Consider the following 14,422-nt stretch of genomic DNA (forward strand, 5'->3'; position numbering starts at 1 on the left):
GTCTGGCTTCAAATCCAAACCTCCGAAAAAGCTCGGAATCTATGTTTTTTAATTTGTCTACGCCACGCCGGATGCGCTACGGAAGCAAAGCTTCCTACGCTTATCCGCGGCATTCGCCGCATACAGCCCATCGCATAATGGTGCCTTTGTGAGCAAGCTCCCACAGCACCTTATGCTCGGTCTTAACCATTGAAGTCTATGGGAACAAGTCGGTATAAGGCCTTTTCTACCTATACAATGCAAGGCAAGTTTACACTGCTGCCACCTGCCACTGTCTCGACCGTTGAGACAGTGAAGGCCGCTTAACTTCTACACAATCCATCCGTTCAAACCACGGATTTGCCATACACTCGCAGGGAGTTGAGTTGCCTGATTTCACCGTCTCGACCTGATATCTGATCCTTATTTCTTTGCGCTTTCTTCCAACTCCAGCATATACCTATCAAAGTCGGACATGAATAAACTGTCCTGGATCACGCGATATTTTTCAAATTCTGTCTCAGCATGAAGCTTTGCAATTTCTGCGGACACCTTACCCGCATCCTGTAAAATGCCATAATCAAACATTTCAATGAAGCTGTTGAGCCTCTTTTCCCAGTCCTGCATCGTAAGCGGAATATGTCGTAAGGTCATGTTTTCCGCAAAATCCAGGTATGCCGTCACCATACGATTCAGCTGCTTCATTTCATCCTGACTCAGATAATTTTTAGCAACCGTGACATCGCTTTTCTTAATCTTTCCGTCAGGAGCATCTGCCCAGGTGGTTAATCCCATGTGCTCTTTTGTGTGATCCGCTCTTTCCACGATCATCTCCGCCGCCGTATGTCCATGAACGGCATAATGCATTTTATTCTGAACAGTCGCATAGAATCTTCTCGTTGTTGCAGCATTTTTATCATAGTCAATGGCTGTCGCATACAGGTCAGTGATCTTCTGATAGAATTTTCTTTCGCTGGCACGGATCTCTCGGATGCGCTCTAGCTGCTCATCGAAATACTTTTCTGTCAGATACGTTCCGCGCTTCAGCCGCTCATCATCCATGACCCAGCCTTTGATGGTGTAGTCCTTTGCGATCTGGTTTACCCATTTTCGGAACTGTACCGCACGCTCGGAATTGACCTTGAAGCCTACGGCAATGATCATTTGAAGGCTATAGTGCTTGGTATCGCGTGTGACCTGGCGAGAACCTTCGGTTTGAACTATTCGGAAATTCCGAATAGTTGCGGCCTCTTCCAATTCACTATCCGCATATATTTTTTTAATATGTTCATTTATCGTTGGTGAACCAACATCATACAATGTGGCCATCATCTTCTGTGTCAGCCATATATTCTCATCCTCATAGCGCATCTCTATGCTGTCCTGTTGATCACCTACAGAGGCAACATAGGTCAGGTACTCTGCTGCGCTGGAACGGATGGTTATTTCATCTTTTTTCTTTGCCAAATAGAATGCCTCCCTTCTACATATCACTAGATCCAGCCATTCTTTTTAAATTTCTCAATTTGAGCTAATTCTTCCTCAGATGGTTCGCCCGCCTTACCCTCGCTGACCGGAGTGTTTAAATATTCGTTATTCCATCTGTTCATGATTTTGACAACCTCATCAGATACACGAATATCACGTTTCGTGATGGATTCCAGGTTCCAATCCATTACATCAGAGGTTCCCATTGCCTTAGTAATTACAATTTTGGAAGCTATGTACTCTTTTTTCTTCTTGCCAAAATATCCATTACCAGCGACAATGTTCAGCTTCTTTTCGAATGGGAGCTTATTGCCTATATGCTCAATTTTCTCTTTGATGGTTGCGTCTGGCTCATCCGGAAAATAATTCGTCTGCCACTTCTGTGGAAAGATATGCTCTATCTCCCACTTAGCCGGAAGCAAATCATCCTGATGTTCATACGCAAGCGTCTTCAGAAGCATACGCACTACATTACGATTCGGATTCTGGATATATGGCTCCAGCTGTGTCATATCGACAGTCTTAAATTCAAACGTAGGTATATCCGATGCTACAATTGCAGAATTCAGCTTCAGAATATCCGGCTTTACAGCATTGATTGTCGGTATCATCAAGTATTTTGTCATCAGCTCCATGAGCAGCTTATTCAAGAACCGAGCAAATCGTGTTTCAAAATTTTCTTCATTCCTGTAGCAAACATAGTAAATAACAACCGGGTATTTCCAGTACTCGTTCGGATATGAAGTCAGAATATCCAGTGTCTGCCTAATTTTAATATTCTTGGACCAGGCTTCATCTTCAAGTTCCTCTCCTTTGTTTACAACCTTCCACAGATTCAGGATAACAAAAAGAGTATCCAACAATTCAGGCTTATACAAGCGTTCAAACTTATTAACCGCATAATACTTCCTGACACCAGGAGTAGTCGTCTTCGTATCCTTATCCAGTGCTCGATAATAAAACATATTGTAGTAGAACAGCTGCTGGATGCTTTCATTAGCATCTGTAGACTGCTCATCTAAATCTTTCCAGCGGTCAATAAATGCCTTCTTATCATCCGGCGCAAGCTGGTTGTAAATCTTTGCCTTAAAAATATCTGCGTCCGACAGAGGAAGACCTCTATCATTTAACGTTGAGAAAATAGTCAACGCAGTATCCTGGGTGTCTGCTGTGATAGGAAGCAGAATAGCCTGGTTCAAGAGCGCATAGATAAACTGATATACCATCAATGGATTCTCTGTGGAATGCTTATCAAACAACTCTTGAAAATGGCGATAATTCTTTGAATAGTTATCTTTCGCATCCTCATCCGCTTTTCCGGTTTCCAAGATTGATCGCAGAATTTCATTTCCTTCGTTATTCACAACACGTGAGGTCAAAAGGATATTTTTGAAATCCACCGTTCCAGTAAGTTTATTGGTTCTCCAGATAGTAGGCTCAATCTTTCCAATAAAGTTATTGGCCTCTGCCGTTCGCTCTGATGCAGGCGTAGCAACAAGCTTCGTATAAATTGCACGTAGCAGCAGAAACAAAGACGTAATACGCTGCTGTCCATCAATTATTTCCTGCTCACCATCTTCATTTTCGTAGGAAACCACACTTCCGAGGAAGTAGGAACTCTCTCTTTCTGTACCGCCACTTGTAGCAGTAAAATCCCATAAATCCTCAAAAAGTGTTTCTACCTGTTCATCCGTCCAAGCATATGGTCGCTGGTACTCAGGAATGACAAACGGTTTTGATTTTCCGCTACCCAGGAGCGCTTCCACGCTTTGTTTATTTACTTCTATCGTTGTTGGCATGTTTACGCCCTCCTCTAATTATCAAAGAAAGTATGTAAATCAATTATTTCGTAATCTTTTGAAAGCCGCACGGGATAACTCTTTCCAGCCTCTATAGTCTCATTTGGAAGAACTATTCTATACTCCTGTTCTTGCTCAAAAAATACATCTTTGCAGAATAAAACTCTAAATGCATAATCCGCATAAAAAGTATATCTTATTCCTCCGTCTACTTTTTCTGGAGATGCATCTTGCATCAAATATTTCATATACTCCATGTCCATAGCTATTTCACCATCGGTGGTTTCGTAACCTTTATCTATATGAAAATAATTGACTTTTTCAGCCTTAATCTCAGTACCGATACTTCTTTTAACATCTTCAATAAATTCCTCAGGATTCGGAATTACTGCAACAGCATCAGCATTAGGGAAGTGTTCCCTAATAGTCTGTTTTTTATCATCTGAAAGATTGATGATTGAAGCTCCAGTAATATCGACTTTGCAATCGTCTTCATAAACAGCAAACATACAAAAAACTGGCATTTTCTCTGCTGGTTCTATTCTCACCAAGCCATTTGCTTTTCCACATTTTGCAATTACCTCTTTGGTATCTGGATGCTGCATTATCATTTTTTGAGCAAACATTCTAGTACCAGCTTCAAGAATATCTCCTTGTCCTTTGATTTTCAGTTTATCTTCAATCCCCCAGAAAGTAATTGCATTTGAACAATATATATTTCCACTTACTAGACTTTCCAAATGTTCTCTCTTTCCAAATTTCAACAGGTATTTAATATCTGCCACTCATTCATTCCTCCTTGCCATCTAATCCACTGCCTACAAACACCCCAAATGGTCGAATTGCCGGATTGGTTGTCATCCGTTTTCATTTTCCCAAAATCATCCCCAAATGCCTGACATCTAATCCACTGTCTCAAATTGTGACATCTAATCCGATGTTACAACCTGACACAGATTTCGCGGTAGATATGTTTCCATATAAAACAACCGAGCTTTTTCAAGAGTTAGGCTTCTATTCCTAACTTCCGAAAAAGCCCGGAAATACGCCGCTTTCTGGCACTTATTTATCTTTCCTTGACATCAAGACTACCGTCTCGACATGCACCGTCTCGCAAAACTGATCCACGCTGCAGCTGCGCTGAACCTCATAACCAGCTGCCAGAAATGCTGGTAAATCTCTTGCAAGACTTGTTGGTTTGCAGGAGATATAGACGATGTTCTCTACTCCATATGCCAGGATCTTCGGCAGCGCTTTGGGGTGGATTCCATCGCGAGGGGGATCCAGAATGATCATATCTGGTTTTTCAGTAAGATTGTCTAGGACTTTCAGGACGTCACCTGCGATGAAACGGCAATTGGTGAGACCATTTAAGGCGGCATTTACTTTTGCAGCTTCCACAGCTTCCTCAACAATTTCCACGCCGATAACCTCTTTCGCAACAGAAGCAAGAAGCTGGGCAATAGTTCCAGTACCGCTGTAGAGGTCAAATACTTCTTTATCCTTGGTGTCACCAATGTAATCACGCACAATGGAGTACAATACTTCGGCTGCCAGTGAGTTTGGCTGGAAGAAGGAAAATGTACTAATCTTAAACCGCAGACCCAGCAACGTTTCATAGAAGTAATCCTGTCCATAAAGTAATCTGGTTTCATCGCTCTGCACCACATCAGACAGAGAATCATTGATAATGTGCATAATTCCCACGATTTTTCCTTCCAGCGGAAGAGCCAGAAGCCTTGATACCAGCGGCGCATAGTCGTACTCTGCCTGGCTTGTGGTGATCACATGTACCAGAATTTCACCAGAGGTCACACCGCGGCGCAGAAGCAAGTGGCGCAGATAACCAGTATGCTGCATTTTCTTATAATGCACAGCCCCAAGCTCTGTAAAAAAATCCAGCACACGGGAAAGGATTGCCGTCATATCCGGATGCACCAGCTTGCAGTCAGACGCTGTCAGTACGTCGTAAGTGCTGCCTTTCTTGTGCAAACCAAGAGAAAGAGGACCATCTTTATATTCATCTCCAAAGGAAAATTCCATCTTATTACGGTAACCAAATTCAATAGGACTTCCGTGGATTCCTTCCCAGTGAAGGTCTGTACCAATACCTACTGCCTCCTGGAGAAGTCCTTTCACCTGAGTTTCCTTCATTTTTAACTGTTCTTCGTAGGACATTGTCTGGTACATGCAGCCACCACATGCTGGAAAATTCTTACATACATGCTCTCTTACCTCAAGGGGAGATTTCTCCAGAACCTCCAAAAGTCTGCCTTCTGCCCTACCCGAGCGCTTCTTATTGATCATAAAGCGAACCTTCTGACCTGGAATTCCATTTTTTACAATTACTTTTTCTCCATCTATGTTCACATATCCCTTGTTGGGGAAATCAACTTTCTCGATAATTCCTTCGTAAATCTCTCCTTTTTTCATAAATCCTCCATAAAATAATTATATATAGATCGTAACTATTCCGCAGCTGTCTTTTATATATAATGCTGTCGCCAATAGATTACTTTTCACTGGTAACGTTCCGCGAGGTGTTTTTTTGTGAACAAAGTTCACAGAAAACCCGAGAATTAAGTTTGCACAGCAAACGCTACTTCTTGTGCTTGTCATAAGAAGGTTCGTCTTTCTGTGCATCGCGAAGCGTGTTACTGTGAAGATACTGAACAGTTACCTTAAATCAAAAATAAGGTATACGGGGGAGCATAACTGCTATATGCCCGTATACCTTTTCATTTAATATGCACTCACTTATAAAAAATCCCCGAAATTATCCACATCCAAACCAGATTTGTATTCCAAAAATTGTGGACGACCGTGGATATCCGCTAAACGCCTTACTTATTTCTCCTCATCCTCGAAATAATCGTCATAATCATCATCAAAGTCTTCCTCGAAGTCTTCAAGATAATCCGGTGCGAAGAAGCGATATACTGCAAATGCAATTCCTGCAACAGCAGCTACAGCGCCAATGATAGCCAGTACCCAGAGGACTGTATTCTTCTGCTTCTCATCTTCTTTTTTCTTAAGTAATGATAATAATTCCTCGAGCTTATCCATTTTAATGTTCATGTGATACCATCCTCTCTTTCAAAGTACTCATTAGGTTTATTTATTATACCACTTTTGCAATTATTTTACCATAGTTAATATATTAATTTTAAATTTTTCCAAACCCAATTTCCAATCAAATTTTCTTCAGCTTGGCAAAGCTTGCGAACATCTTCTTCACACCAACCTTATCAAACTCCACTGTAACCTCATAATCACGACCGCCTTCCACGATTTCTTTCACAATTCCAACGCCAAATTTAATATGGCGAACCGTATCTCCCACCTCATAATCCAGCGAATTGGCTTTTGTTACTTTAAATTCTCTTGGCTTGTAATTTCTGCCCTGGAGAATTTCTTTCATCTTGGAGTATTTCGCCGGTGTTGGGATTAGTTCCTCCACTTTCGGCTTCTTCTCCTGAATAGTGTGTCCCAGATCTACCAGTTCTCTTGGAATCTCTCTCACAAACCTGGAAACCCTGTTATACTGAGTCTCTCCACGGATCATCCTCTGCTGGGCGCAAGTCAAAGTAAGGTCTTTCATTGCACGGGTAATTCCCACGTAACAAAGTCTTCTCTCTTCTTCCATCTCCCCGTCATCGCCATAGCTGATGGTCATATGACTAGGGAAAATGCCGTCTTCCATTCCTACCATAAACACCTTCGGAAACTCCAGACCCTTGGCACTATGTAAAGTCATAAGGAGCACATAATCCTGATCCGGATCTACAGTATCAATATCTGCTACCAGAGCCACCTCTTCCAGAAAGCCAGAAAGCGTAGCCGGCTGATTCTGCTCCTCCATAGCCTCCTGATAAGCCACAGTCTTGGAAATCAACTCATCAATATTCTCAATTCTTGCTCTCGATTCTTCTGTATCCTCAGCTTCCAGCTCTGCCACATAACCTGTGGAATCAATTACCTCCTGCAGGATTTCCTCCACAGTCAGCACATCTGCCTTGCTCTTCAGCATCTGTATAAAAGTTACAAAGCCATCGATCTTTGACAAGCTTCTTCCAATAGAAGGAACCTCTTCAGCCACGCGCAATGCCTCATACAGACTGATTCCCATATTGTCCGCATAATCCTGAACACGTCCAAGTGTCGTTGCACCGATTCCACGCTTCGGCACATTGATGATTCGCTGCACAGCAAGATCATCTCTGGCATTATTAATCGTTTTCAGATAACAGAGAAGATCCTTGATTTCCTTACGCGCATAGAAGTTAACGCCTCCTACCAGTTTATATGGAATATTGGCTGCAATAAATTTCTCCTCAAAAATACGGGACTGGGCATTGGTACGATAAAGAATGGCACAATCACGGTAGTTCCCAAGACCATTTCTTTTTAACTTACCGATTTCTCCTGCCACATACTCTGCCTCCTCATAGGCATTCAAAAACTGGCGAAAATGCACCTTGCTGCCTTCTTCGTTCTCTGTCCACAGGGTTTTTGCCTTACGCTCAGTATTATTCGCGATCACCTGGTTCGCTGCATTCAGGATATTCCTGGTAGAGCGGTAGTTCTGCTCCAGACGGATTACCCGGGCATCTGGAAAAACATGCTCAAATCCAAGAATATTTCCAATATTAGCCCCACGGAATTTATAAATGGACTGGTCATCATCACCTACCACACAAAGGTTCTGATACCGCTGGGCCAGAAGACTGATAAACTTAAACTGTGCAGTATTGGTATCCTGATACTCATCCACCATAATGTATTTAAACCGCTCCTGATAGTACTCCAGAACTGCACCGCATTTTTCAAAAAGCTCCACCGTCTTTACGATCAGATCATCAAAGTCCAGTGCATTATTCTTGCGAAGAGCAGCCTGGTATTCACGGTAAACAGAAGCCACTTTCTTCATATTGTAATCTCCGGCAGCTTTCATCTCCATATCATCTGGTGTAAGCAGCTCGTCCTTGGCATGGGAAATCTGGGCAAGAAGGGAACGCTCTTTATAAATCTTGGTGTCAATGTTCATCTTCCTGCACACATCTTTCATAAGAGACTTCTGGTCATCTGTATCATAGATTGTAAAATTCGTGTCATATCCCAGATTATCAATATGTCTCCGAAGGATTCTTACGCAGGCTGAGTGGAAAGTAGACACCCAGATACTCTCAGAACCAAAGCCCACCAGCTTATCCACACGCTCTCTCATCTCCTGAGCAGCCTTATTGGTAAAAGTAATAGCCAGAATGTTCCACGGATTTACTCCCTTCTCATCCATCATATAGGCAATCCTGTGTGTCAGCACTCTTGTCTTGCCGGAACCAGCTCCCGCCAGGATCAGGACTGGTCCCTCTGTCTGTGCTACCGCCTCGCGCTGAGGGGGATTTAATGTATCATATATGCTCATTTATGTTCTCCTTTTTTCGCTAAAGCATGTTTGAAAAAAGCTTTCTGCAGGATGTGCGCCACAATTTGTAGGAGCTTCCGCCCTGATGAGGGCGTCACAGCGGACTGCGACAACTGAATTCGGACGAAATATACCGTCAAATGGGGCATGCAGATTGCGGGAATGATTTTTCAAATAGTTAAATCTCATTATACATGAAATCCTTATCTCCCACAACCCCGAACGTGCAGAAAATCCAAACATAGATTCGGGTTTTTACTGTTTACCAGTAACATTCCGCGAGGTGTTTTTTGTAAACAAAGTTCTGGTTTTTTTCTGTTTTTCGCAAGATCTGAAAAAAACAGTTTACAAGTAGTTTTAAAAACTATATAATAAGGAGCAGAGGTGATAAAAATGACAGCTGATGATAAATCCATATTAAAGAGCATTCTGGAGCACATTTCCGGAATGGATTATATAAAACCAGAAGATCTTCCAAACATCGACCTGTACATGGATCAGGTCACCACGTTTATGGAGGATCAGCTTGCGTCCACAAAGCGTCACGATGATGACAAGATCCTGACAAAGACCATGATCAATAACTACGCCAAGAATAACCTGCTCCCTTCACCTGAGAAGAAGCGCTATTCCAAAGATCATCTGCTCATGCTGATCTTCATTTATTATTTTAAGAATATTCTGTCCATCACAGACATCCAGAAGCTTCTCGGTCCCATCACAGCGAAATACTTTAAAGGTGAGCCAGGCAAGGACATGACCTATGTATATAATGAAGTTTTTGGAATGGAGAACCGCAAGATTGACCAGTTGATCAAGAATCTTCTGAAGGATTACCGTTTCTCCAGCGCCACTTTCCAGGATGCAGATGAGGAAGATCAGGAATTTCTGAAGCGATTCAGTTTTATCTGTCTCATGAGCTTTGATGTCTACATTAAGAAGATGATCATTGAGAAAATGATCGATGACATTTCCCCATCTGAGCCCAGGGACAAACATAAGAAGAATAAAGACAAATAACAGTACAAAACCCGCGAAATTATCTCATAGCACAATTTCGCGGGTTTTCTTTCGTATATTTTATTCTATTTCGGATTCAGATCCTCTGACGCTTATTCGTCCTTCTGATCCAGAGAACGGTTCTGCTCTTTTTTCTCTTCCATTCTTTTAAATACCATATCATAACCGTCATTGCCATAATTCAGAGAACGGTTTACACGGCTGATCGTGGCTGTGGAAGCACCGGTCTTCTCAGAAATGTCAAGGTAAGTTCTCTTATCCATCAGCATTTTGGCCACTTCAAATCTCTGAGATAAAGAAAGAAGTTCGTTAATGGTACACACATCCTCAAAGAAAGTGTAGCACTCTTCCTTATCCTTCAGACAAAGTATGGCCTCAAAAAGATGGTCAACTGCCTCAGTTCTGATATTTTTACTCATTTCGCTACTCCTTTTTCTATATTTAATGTTTATTATTCTCTTTTCAATAATTACTATTTTAACACTCTGACGTGTGATAAGCAAGGACTTTCTATAAATATTTTTGTGAAGATTATATAGTTTTTATGTTCTTTTTTATTTTCAAATTGCTTTTTTTTCACAGATTCGTTATACTATGTGATAAGCTCATTAATGCTATATACAAAATAGAAAAGAGGAATTTTTGAATGGATCGTTTTTTCAACATGGATAACAAATTTTTCACCTTCATGAGCAGGGTGGCAGATCTTATCATTCTGAATCTGCTTTGCATTGTCTGCTGCATTCCGGTGGTGACCATTGGACCTTCCATTGCCGCCATGTTCTACGTCACTTTGAAAATGGTTCGTAATGAAGAGTCTTATATCGTCCGCGGATTTTTTAAATCCTTTAAACAGAATCTGAAACAGGGTATTGTGATCAATCTGATCATGCTTGCGGCTGCCCTTTTGCTGTACTTTGACATTAGCATCTGCCGCAGCACACCTGGCACCATCGGTAAGGTTCTTATGGTATTATTTATGATGATCCTGGTCGTTTACCTGATGATCTTCCTGTACATCTACCCGGTTCTTGCGAAATTTTACAATACCATCAAGAATACTTTTACCAACGCATTTTTGATGTCCATCCGCCATCTTCCATATACAGCACTTATGATCCTTGTCACTGCTGCCCCGGTTCTTGTATTTTTTATTCCAAGTGCCCAGGTACAGTCCATGGTCATCCTGCTGCTGGTGCTCATTGGATTTTCCGGAATTGCATACATCAATTCCCATTTCTTTGTGAAAATTTTTGACAAATATATTCCGGAAGAAACCTCTGAGCCGAATCCTGACAGTGTAGTAGACCACAGTCTTGATTCCGACAATAAGAATTTATGATCACCAGCTGGAATGGAAAGCCCTATCACTCCCTTGACTATATGCTAAAGGAGCGCTTCGGGGAAAAGGTTTATAAAGTCACCTTAAACGGCGGCATGAGCTGTCCCAACCGCGATGGTACAATAGGACACGGCGGCTGCATCTTCTGCAGCGAAGGTGGCAGCGGTGATTTTGCCGCCAGTGCAGCCCTCTCTATCCATGAACAGATAGACAGTCAGATTGCCATGCTTTCTGCCAAAAGACCTATTCACAAATACATCGCCTATTTTCAGGCTTACACCAATACTTATGCTCCTGTGCCTTATCTGGAAAAAATTTTTCAGGAAGCTATTTCCCATCCGGGGATTGTGGCACTTTCTATTGGTACAAGGCCGGATTGCCTGGAGGACGATGTAGTAGAACTTCTTTCCCGGCTAAACATGGTTAAACCAGTCTGGGTAGAACTGGGACTTCAAACCATTCATGAATCTACCGCAGCTTATATCAGGCGAGGTTACCATCTATCCTGCTTTGAAGACTCCCTTAAGAGACTCCGTACAGCTGGTCTGGAAGTAGTAGTTCATACCATTCTCGGGCTTCCCGGCGAATCCAGGGAAGATATGCTGGCTACTATGGATTATTTAAATGCCCGGGATATTCAGGGAATCAAGCTTCAGCTGCTCCACGTTCTGAAAGGCACTGACCTTGCATATGATTATCTTGCCGGGAAATTTAAAGTGCTGGAACGCACCGAATATATTGACCTTGTAGCAGACTGCCTGGAACATCTGGATCCATCCATTGTGATCCACCGGGTTACCGGCGATGGGCCGAAAGATCTGCTGATCGCCCCTCTATGGGCCAGCAGAAAAAGAGAAGTGCTGAATCTGCTCCACCACCGTTTGAAAGAGCGTCAGAGTTTTCAGGGCAAAGCATTAGAGCGTGTTTGAAAAAGGCTTTCTGCAAGATGTGCGTCACAATTTGTGGGAGATTTTGTCCGATTGAGGGAGGCGTAGCGGGCTACGCCGACTGAAAGAGGGCAAAATCTCCCGCAAAGTGGGGCGTGCAGATTGCGGGAATGATTTTTCAAACACGCTCCAGAGTCTGTTTGAAATATTATTCCCGCAATCTCCCGCAAAGTGTAATACACATCTTGCAGAAAGCTTTTTCAAACACACTCGAATTTAGAACTTATGCAATATTTCACCAGAAGGGAGGCTGGAAAATGGCTACACCATTTACTGTTTACAAACTGATCATCCTATATATGCTTCGGAATTCTTCGTCCCCCATCACTAATTCAGAAATTTCAGAATTTATTCTGGACCACGAGTACACAAATTATTTCCATTTGCAACAGGCCCTTTCCGAGCTTGAGGAAACAGAGCTGATTGAGAAGCGTACCATTTCCAATACTTCCTACTATTATCTTACTGAAGATGGAAAAAACACGCTCACCTATTTCGAGAATGATATTTCCCAGGACATCCGTACTGAAGTGCTCCAGTACCTTGCAGCCAGAGGTGCCTCCACAAAGAATCAGGTGAAAGCTCAAGCCGATTATTACATTAATAATCAGGGAGAATATGTGGTTCACCTTCAGCTTTTGCAGAAGGGTGCTTCTGTGATCGATCTTTCTCTTGCAGCGCCATCTCTTTCCGCTGCAAAGGCCATGTGCAGGCAGTGGCCCAAGAAATATGAAGAAATTTATGCAAAAATAATGGAGGGGCTTTTATAAAGCTCCTCCACTTTTTATTTCAGATTTTGTAATTATTCAGTACCTTCACAGCTGCATGCTTGGCAAAATAGCACTTGCTGATAACTACTCAATATTTATTCCAACGCGTGTTTGAAAAATCATTCCTTCAATCTGCATGCTCTTTTATAAACTTCATGTGTTCCTTCAGTTTCTTCTCATATCCCATATCTGACAGCTCATAGAATTTCTCTCCCTGGATCTCATCTGGCAGATACTGCTGCTTTACATAATGATTTGGATAATCGTGGGCATACTTATAGCCGATTCCATGTCCCAGCTTCTCATGCCCTCCATAATGGGCATCCTGAAGATGAGCCGGAACAGTCGTCCTGGTACGCTTCACACTGTCCATTGCTGCAAAAATAGCATTCACCGCTGCATTACTCTTAGGTGCACATGCCATATATGCGGCAGCCTGGGAAAGAATGATCTGGGATTCCGGCATTCCCACCCGCTCAACTGCCTGGGCTGCTGCGGTTGCCACTACCAGGGCCTGGGGATCTGCATTTCCAATATCTTCAGAAGCAAGGATCATCATACGTCTTGCAATAAATTTCACATCTTCACCTGCATACAGCATCTTCGCCAGATAATAAACTGCAGCATCCGGATCGGAGCCGCGCATACTCTTGATAAATGCAGAAATAATATCATAATGGTTATCTCCATCCTTATCATAGCGCACCACACGCTTCTGGATACACTCAGAAGCCACATCCAGAGTAATATGAATCTTGCCGTCTGAAGCTCTTGGCGTAGTAAGAATGCCAAGCTCTATGGCATTCAGAGCGCTTCTGGCATCTCCTCCTGCCATATCTGCCAGAAACTCCAGGGCATCTTCATCCAGAACCGCATTATAGCTTCCCATGCCCTTTTCCTTATCGTTCACTGCCCGCAGGAGCAGTTCTTTAATCTCCGGAATCTCCAGTGCCTTCAACTCAAACACAATAGAACGTGAAAGGAGAGCACCGTTTACCTCAAAATAGGGATTCTCTGTGGTGGCCCCAATAAGGATAATGGTTCCGTCCTCCACAAAAGGCAAAAGATAATCCTGCTGTCCTTTATTAAAGCGATGAATCTCATCAATAAACAAAATCGTCTTTCGCCCATACATTCCAAGGGCATTCTGAGCCTGTTTTACCACTTCTTCCATATCTTTCTTGCCTGCTACGGTGGCATTGATCTGGGTAAAGTCTGCGCTAGTAGTATTGGCAATGACTTTAGCCAGAGTGGTCTTTCCGGTTCCTGGAGGACCGTAAAAAATAACGGAAGTCAGCTTATCTGCCTTGATGGCTCTGTAAAGTAATTTATCTTTTCCCACAATGTGCTGCTGTCCCACTACTTCCTCCAGTTTCGTAGGGCGAAGACGTGAGGCAAGTGGGGATTCATTCTCCATTGTCCTGGATTTCGCATATTCAAATAAATCCATGTATTTCTCTCCAATTCAAAAGTAATTTTCCGTACATTTGTTCTAATTATAATCTATATTTCTCATTTAGGCAAGTTTATAAAGCTATTTTTTAACTGTTCGCGGAACATTACATTACTGTTCACTGGTAACGTTCCGCGAGGCGTTTTTTGTGAACAAAGTTCACAGAAAATCCGAGAATTGCGGCGCGAAATCATGCGAA

General features: G+C 42.5%; 13 protein-coding genes and 4 pseudogenes. 7 read left to right on the plus strand and 10 right to left on the minus strand.

Annotated features, from left to right (window positions below; translation table 11 throughout):
- Positions 1-402: 402 nt before the first annotated feature.
- The 6 genes from AB5170_RS06655 to pcrA form a co-directional block, all read right to left on the minus strand.
- Positions 403-1,446 carry a virulence RhuM family protein gene (locus tag AB5170_RS06655; RefSeq protein ID WP_148461150.1) on the minus strand — a complete coding sequence of 348 codons (1,044 nt, stop codon included), beginning with the start codon at positions 1,444-1,446 and terminating at the stop codon, positions 403-405.
- A 26-nt stretch (positions 1,447-1,472) separates the two neighbouring features.
- Positions 1,473-3,266 (minus strand): DUF262 domain-containing protein, encoded by a 1,794-nt coding sequence (locus AB5170_RS06660; RefSeq protein ID WP_148461149.1) that lies wholly within the window; start codon positions 3,264-3,266, stop codon positions 1,473-1,475.
- 14 nt (positions 3,267-3,280) lie between these two features.
- Positions 3,281-4,051 carry a hypothetical protein gene (locus tag AB5170_RS06665; RefSeq protein ID WP_148461148.1) on the minus strand — a complete coding sequence of 257 codons (771 nt, stop codon included), beginning with the start codon at positions 4,049-4,051 and terminating at the stop codon, positions 3,281-3,283.
- 277 nt (positions 4,052-4,328) lie between these two features.
- Positions 4,329-5,699 carry a 23S rRNA (uracil(1939)-C(5))-methyltransferase RlmD gene (rlmD, locus tag AB5170_RS06670; RefSeq protein WP_368365055.1) on the minus strand — a complete coding sequence of 457 codons (1,371 nt, stop codon included), beginning with the start codon at positions 5,697-5,699 and terminating at the stop codon, positions 4,329-4,331.
- Between the two features lie 414 nt (positions 5,700-6,113).
- On the minus strand, positions 6,114-6,344 hold the full coding sequence (locus AB5170_RS06675; RefSeq protein ID WP_173716615.1) for a hypothetical protein: 231 nt from the start codon (positions 6,342-6,344) through the stop codon (positions 6,114-6,116).
- A 115-nt stretch (positions 6,345-6,459) separates the two neighbouring features.
- Positions 6,460-8,691: a DNA helicase PcrA gene (pcrA, locus tag AB5170_RS06680; RefSeq protein ID WP_215659252.1), complete on the minus strand. Its 2,232-nt coding sequence runs from the start codon at positions 8,689-8,691 to the stop codon at positions 6,460-6,462.
- A gap of 30 nt (positions 8,692-8,721) precedes the next feature.
- Here pcrA and AB5170_RS06685 point away from each other — a divergent pair.
- A pseudogene (locus tag AB5170_RS06685) lies at positions 8,722-8,793 on the plus strand (DUF6783 domain-containing protein); the annotation flags it as partial.
- On the opposite strand, the pseudogene AB5170_RS06690 reads toward AB5170_RS06685, so the two are convergent.
- A pseudogene (locus AB5170_RS06690) lies at positions 8,767-8,844 on the minus strand (DUF6783 domain-containing protein); the annotation flags it as partial. The pseudogenes AB5170_RS06685 and AB5170_RS06690 overlap by 27 nt on opposite strands.
- Here AB5170_RS06690 and AB5170_RS06695 point away from each other — a divergent pair.
- Together AB5170_RS06695 and AB5170_RS06700 are read left to right on the plus strand one after the other, a co-directional pair.
- Positions 8,809-8,889 (plus strand): DUF6783 domain-containing protein, encoded by an 81-nt coding sequence (locus tag AB5170_RS06695; protein WP_368361321.1) that lies wholly within the window; start codon positions 8,809-8,811, stop codon positions 8,887-8,889. The pseudogene AB5170_RS06690 and the gene AB5170_RS06695 overlap by 36 nt on opposite strands.
- A gap of 195 nt (positions 8,890-9,084) precedes the next feature.
- Positions 9,085-9,711 (plus strand): DUF1836 domain-containing protein, encoded by a 627-nt coding sequence (locus AB5170_RS06700; RefSeq protein WP_118578215.1) that lies wholly within the window; start codon positions 9,085-9,087, stop codon positions 9,709-9,711.
- Between the two features lie 92 nt (positions 9,712-9,803).
- On the opposite strand, the gene AB5170_RS06705 is transcribed toward AB5170_RS06700, so the two are convergent.
- Complete coding sequence (locus AB5170_RS06705; protein WP_118578214.1) at positions 9,804-10,130, minus strand: YerC/YecD family TrpR-related protein; 327 nt, start codon at positions 10,128-10,130, stop codon at positions 9,804-9,806.
- A gap of 227 nt (positions 10,131-10,357) precedes the next feature.
- Here AB5170_RS06705 and AB5170_RS06710 point away from each other — a divergent pair, with 227 nt between their 5' ends.
- The gene (locus AB5170_RS06710) at positions 10,358-11,053 is read left to right on the plus strand and encodes a YesL family protein (protein WP_118578213.1); all 696 of its coding nucleotides are present in this window, start codon (positions 10,358-10,360) and stop codon (positions 11,051-11,053) included.
- Positions 11,050-11,982 (plus strand): TIGR01212 family radical SAM protein, encoded by a 933-nt coding sequence (locus AB5170_RS06715; RefSeq protein ID WP_180006308.1) that lies wholly within the window; start codon positions 11,050-11,052, stop codon positions 11,980-11,982. The genes AB5170_RS06710 and AB5170_RS06715 overlap by 4 nt, the downstream gene beginning before the upstream one ends.
- On the opposite strand, the pseudogene AB5170_RS06720 reads toward AB5170_RS06715, so the two are convergent.
- Positions 11,955-12,062 (minus strand): annotated as a pseudogene (locus tag AB5170_RS06720) (DUF6783 domain-containing protein); the annotation flags it as partial. The gene AB5170_RS06715 and the pseudogene AB5170_RS06720 sit on opposite strands and share 28 nt — an antisense overlap.
- Between AB5170_RS06720 and AB5170_RS06725 the strand changes: the two are divergent.
- Both AB5170_RS06725 and AB5170_RS06730 read left to right on the plus strand, forming a co-directional pair.
- A pseudogene (locus AB5170_RS06725) lies at positions 12,039-12,089 on the plus strand (hypothetical protein); the annotation flags it as partial. The pseudogenes AB5170_RS06720 and AB5170_RS06725 sit on opposite strands and share 24 nt — an antisense overlap.
- A 168-nt stretch (positions 12,090-12,257) precedes the next feature.
- Positions 12,258-12,770 carry a DUF4364 family protein gene (locus tag AB5170_RS06730; protein WP_148461144.1) on the plus strand — a complete coding sequence of 171 codons (513 nt, stop codon included), beginning with the start codon at positions 12,258-12,260 and terminating at the stop codon, positions 12,768-12,770.
- Positions 12,771-12,897: 127 nt separating this feature from the next.
- On the opposite strand, the gene AB5170_RS06735 is transcribed toward AB5170_RS06730, so the two are convergent.
- The gene (locus AB5170_RS06735; RefSeq protein ID WP_148461143.1) at positions 12,898-14,220 is read right to left on the minus strand and encodes a replication-associated recombination protein A; all 1,323 of its coding nucleotides are present in this window, start codon (positions 14,218-14,220) and stop codon (positions 12,898-12,900) included.
- Positions 14,221-14,422: the final 202 nt, after the last annotated feature.

It is taken from the genome of Ruminococcus sp. RTP21484sp1_RTP21281st1_A8_RTP21281_210402 (assembly GCF_040914025.1).
GTDB lineage: Bacteria > Bacillota > Clostridia > Lachnospirales > Lachnospiraceae > Blautia_A > Blautia_A faecis.

What these genes read in the sequence shown, in the direction of transcription:
- AB5170_RS06660 (WP_148461149.1), bottom strand. Translation starts at nt 3,266, where the DNA reads ATGCCAACAACGATAGAAGTAAATAAACAAAGCGTGGAAGCGCTCCTG.
- rlmD (WP_368365055.1), bottom strand. Translation starts at nt 5,699, where the DNA reads ATGAAAAAAGGAGAGATTTACGAAGGAATTATCGAGAAAGTTGATTTC.
- AB5170_RS06675 (WP_173716615.1), bottom strand. Translation starts at nt 6,344, where the DNA reads ATGAACATTAAAATGGATAAGCTCGAGGAATTATTATCATTACTTAAG.
- pcrA (WP_215659252.1), bottom strand. Translation starts at nt 8,691, where the DNA reads ATGAGCATATATGATACATTAAATCCCCCTCAGCGCGAGGCGGTAGCA.
- AB5170_RS06700 (WP_118578215.1), top strand. Translation starts at nt 9,085, where the DNA reads ATGACAGCTGATGATAAATCCATATTAAAGAGCATTCTGGAGCACATT.
- AB5170_RS06705 (WP_118578214.1), bottom strand. Translation starts at nt 10,130, where the DNA reads ATGAGTAAAAATATCAGAACTGAGGCAGTTGACCATCTTTTTGAGGCC.
- AB5170_RS06710 (WP_118578213.1), top strand. Translation starts at nt 10,358, where the DNA reads ATGGATCGTTTTTTCAACATGGATAACAAATTTTTCACCTTCATGAGC.
- AB5170_RS06715 (WP_180006308.1), top strand. Translation starts at nt 11,050, where the DNA reads ATGATCACCAGCTGGAATGGAAAGCCCTATCACTCCCTTGACTATATG.
- AB5170_RS06730 (WP_148461144.1), top strand. Translation starts at nt 12,258, where the DNA reads ATGGCTACACCATTTACTGTTTACAAACTGATCATCCTATATATGCTT.
- AB5170_RS06735 (WP_148461143.1), bottom strand. Translation starts at nt 14,220, where the DNA reads ATGGATTTATTTGAATATGCGAAATCCAGGACAATGGAGAATGAATCC.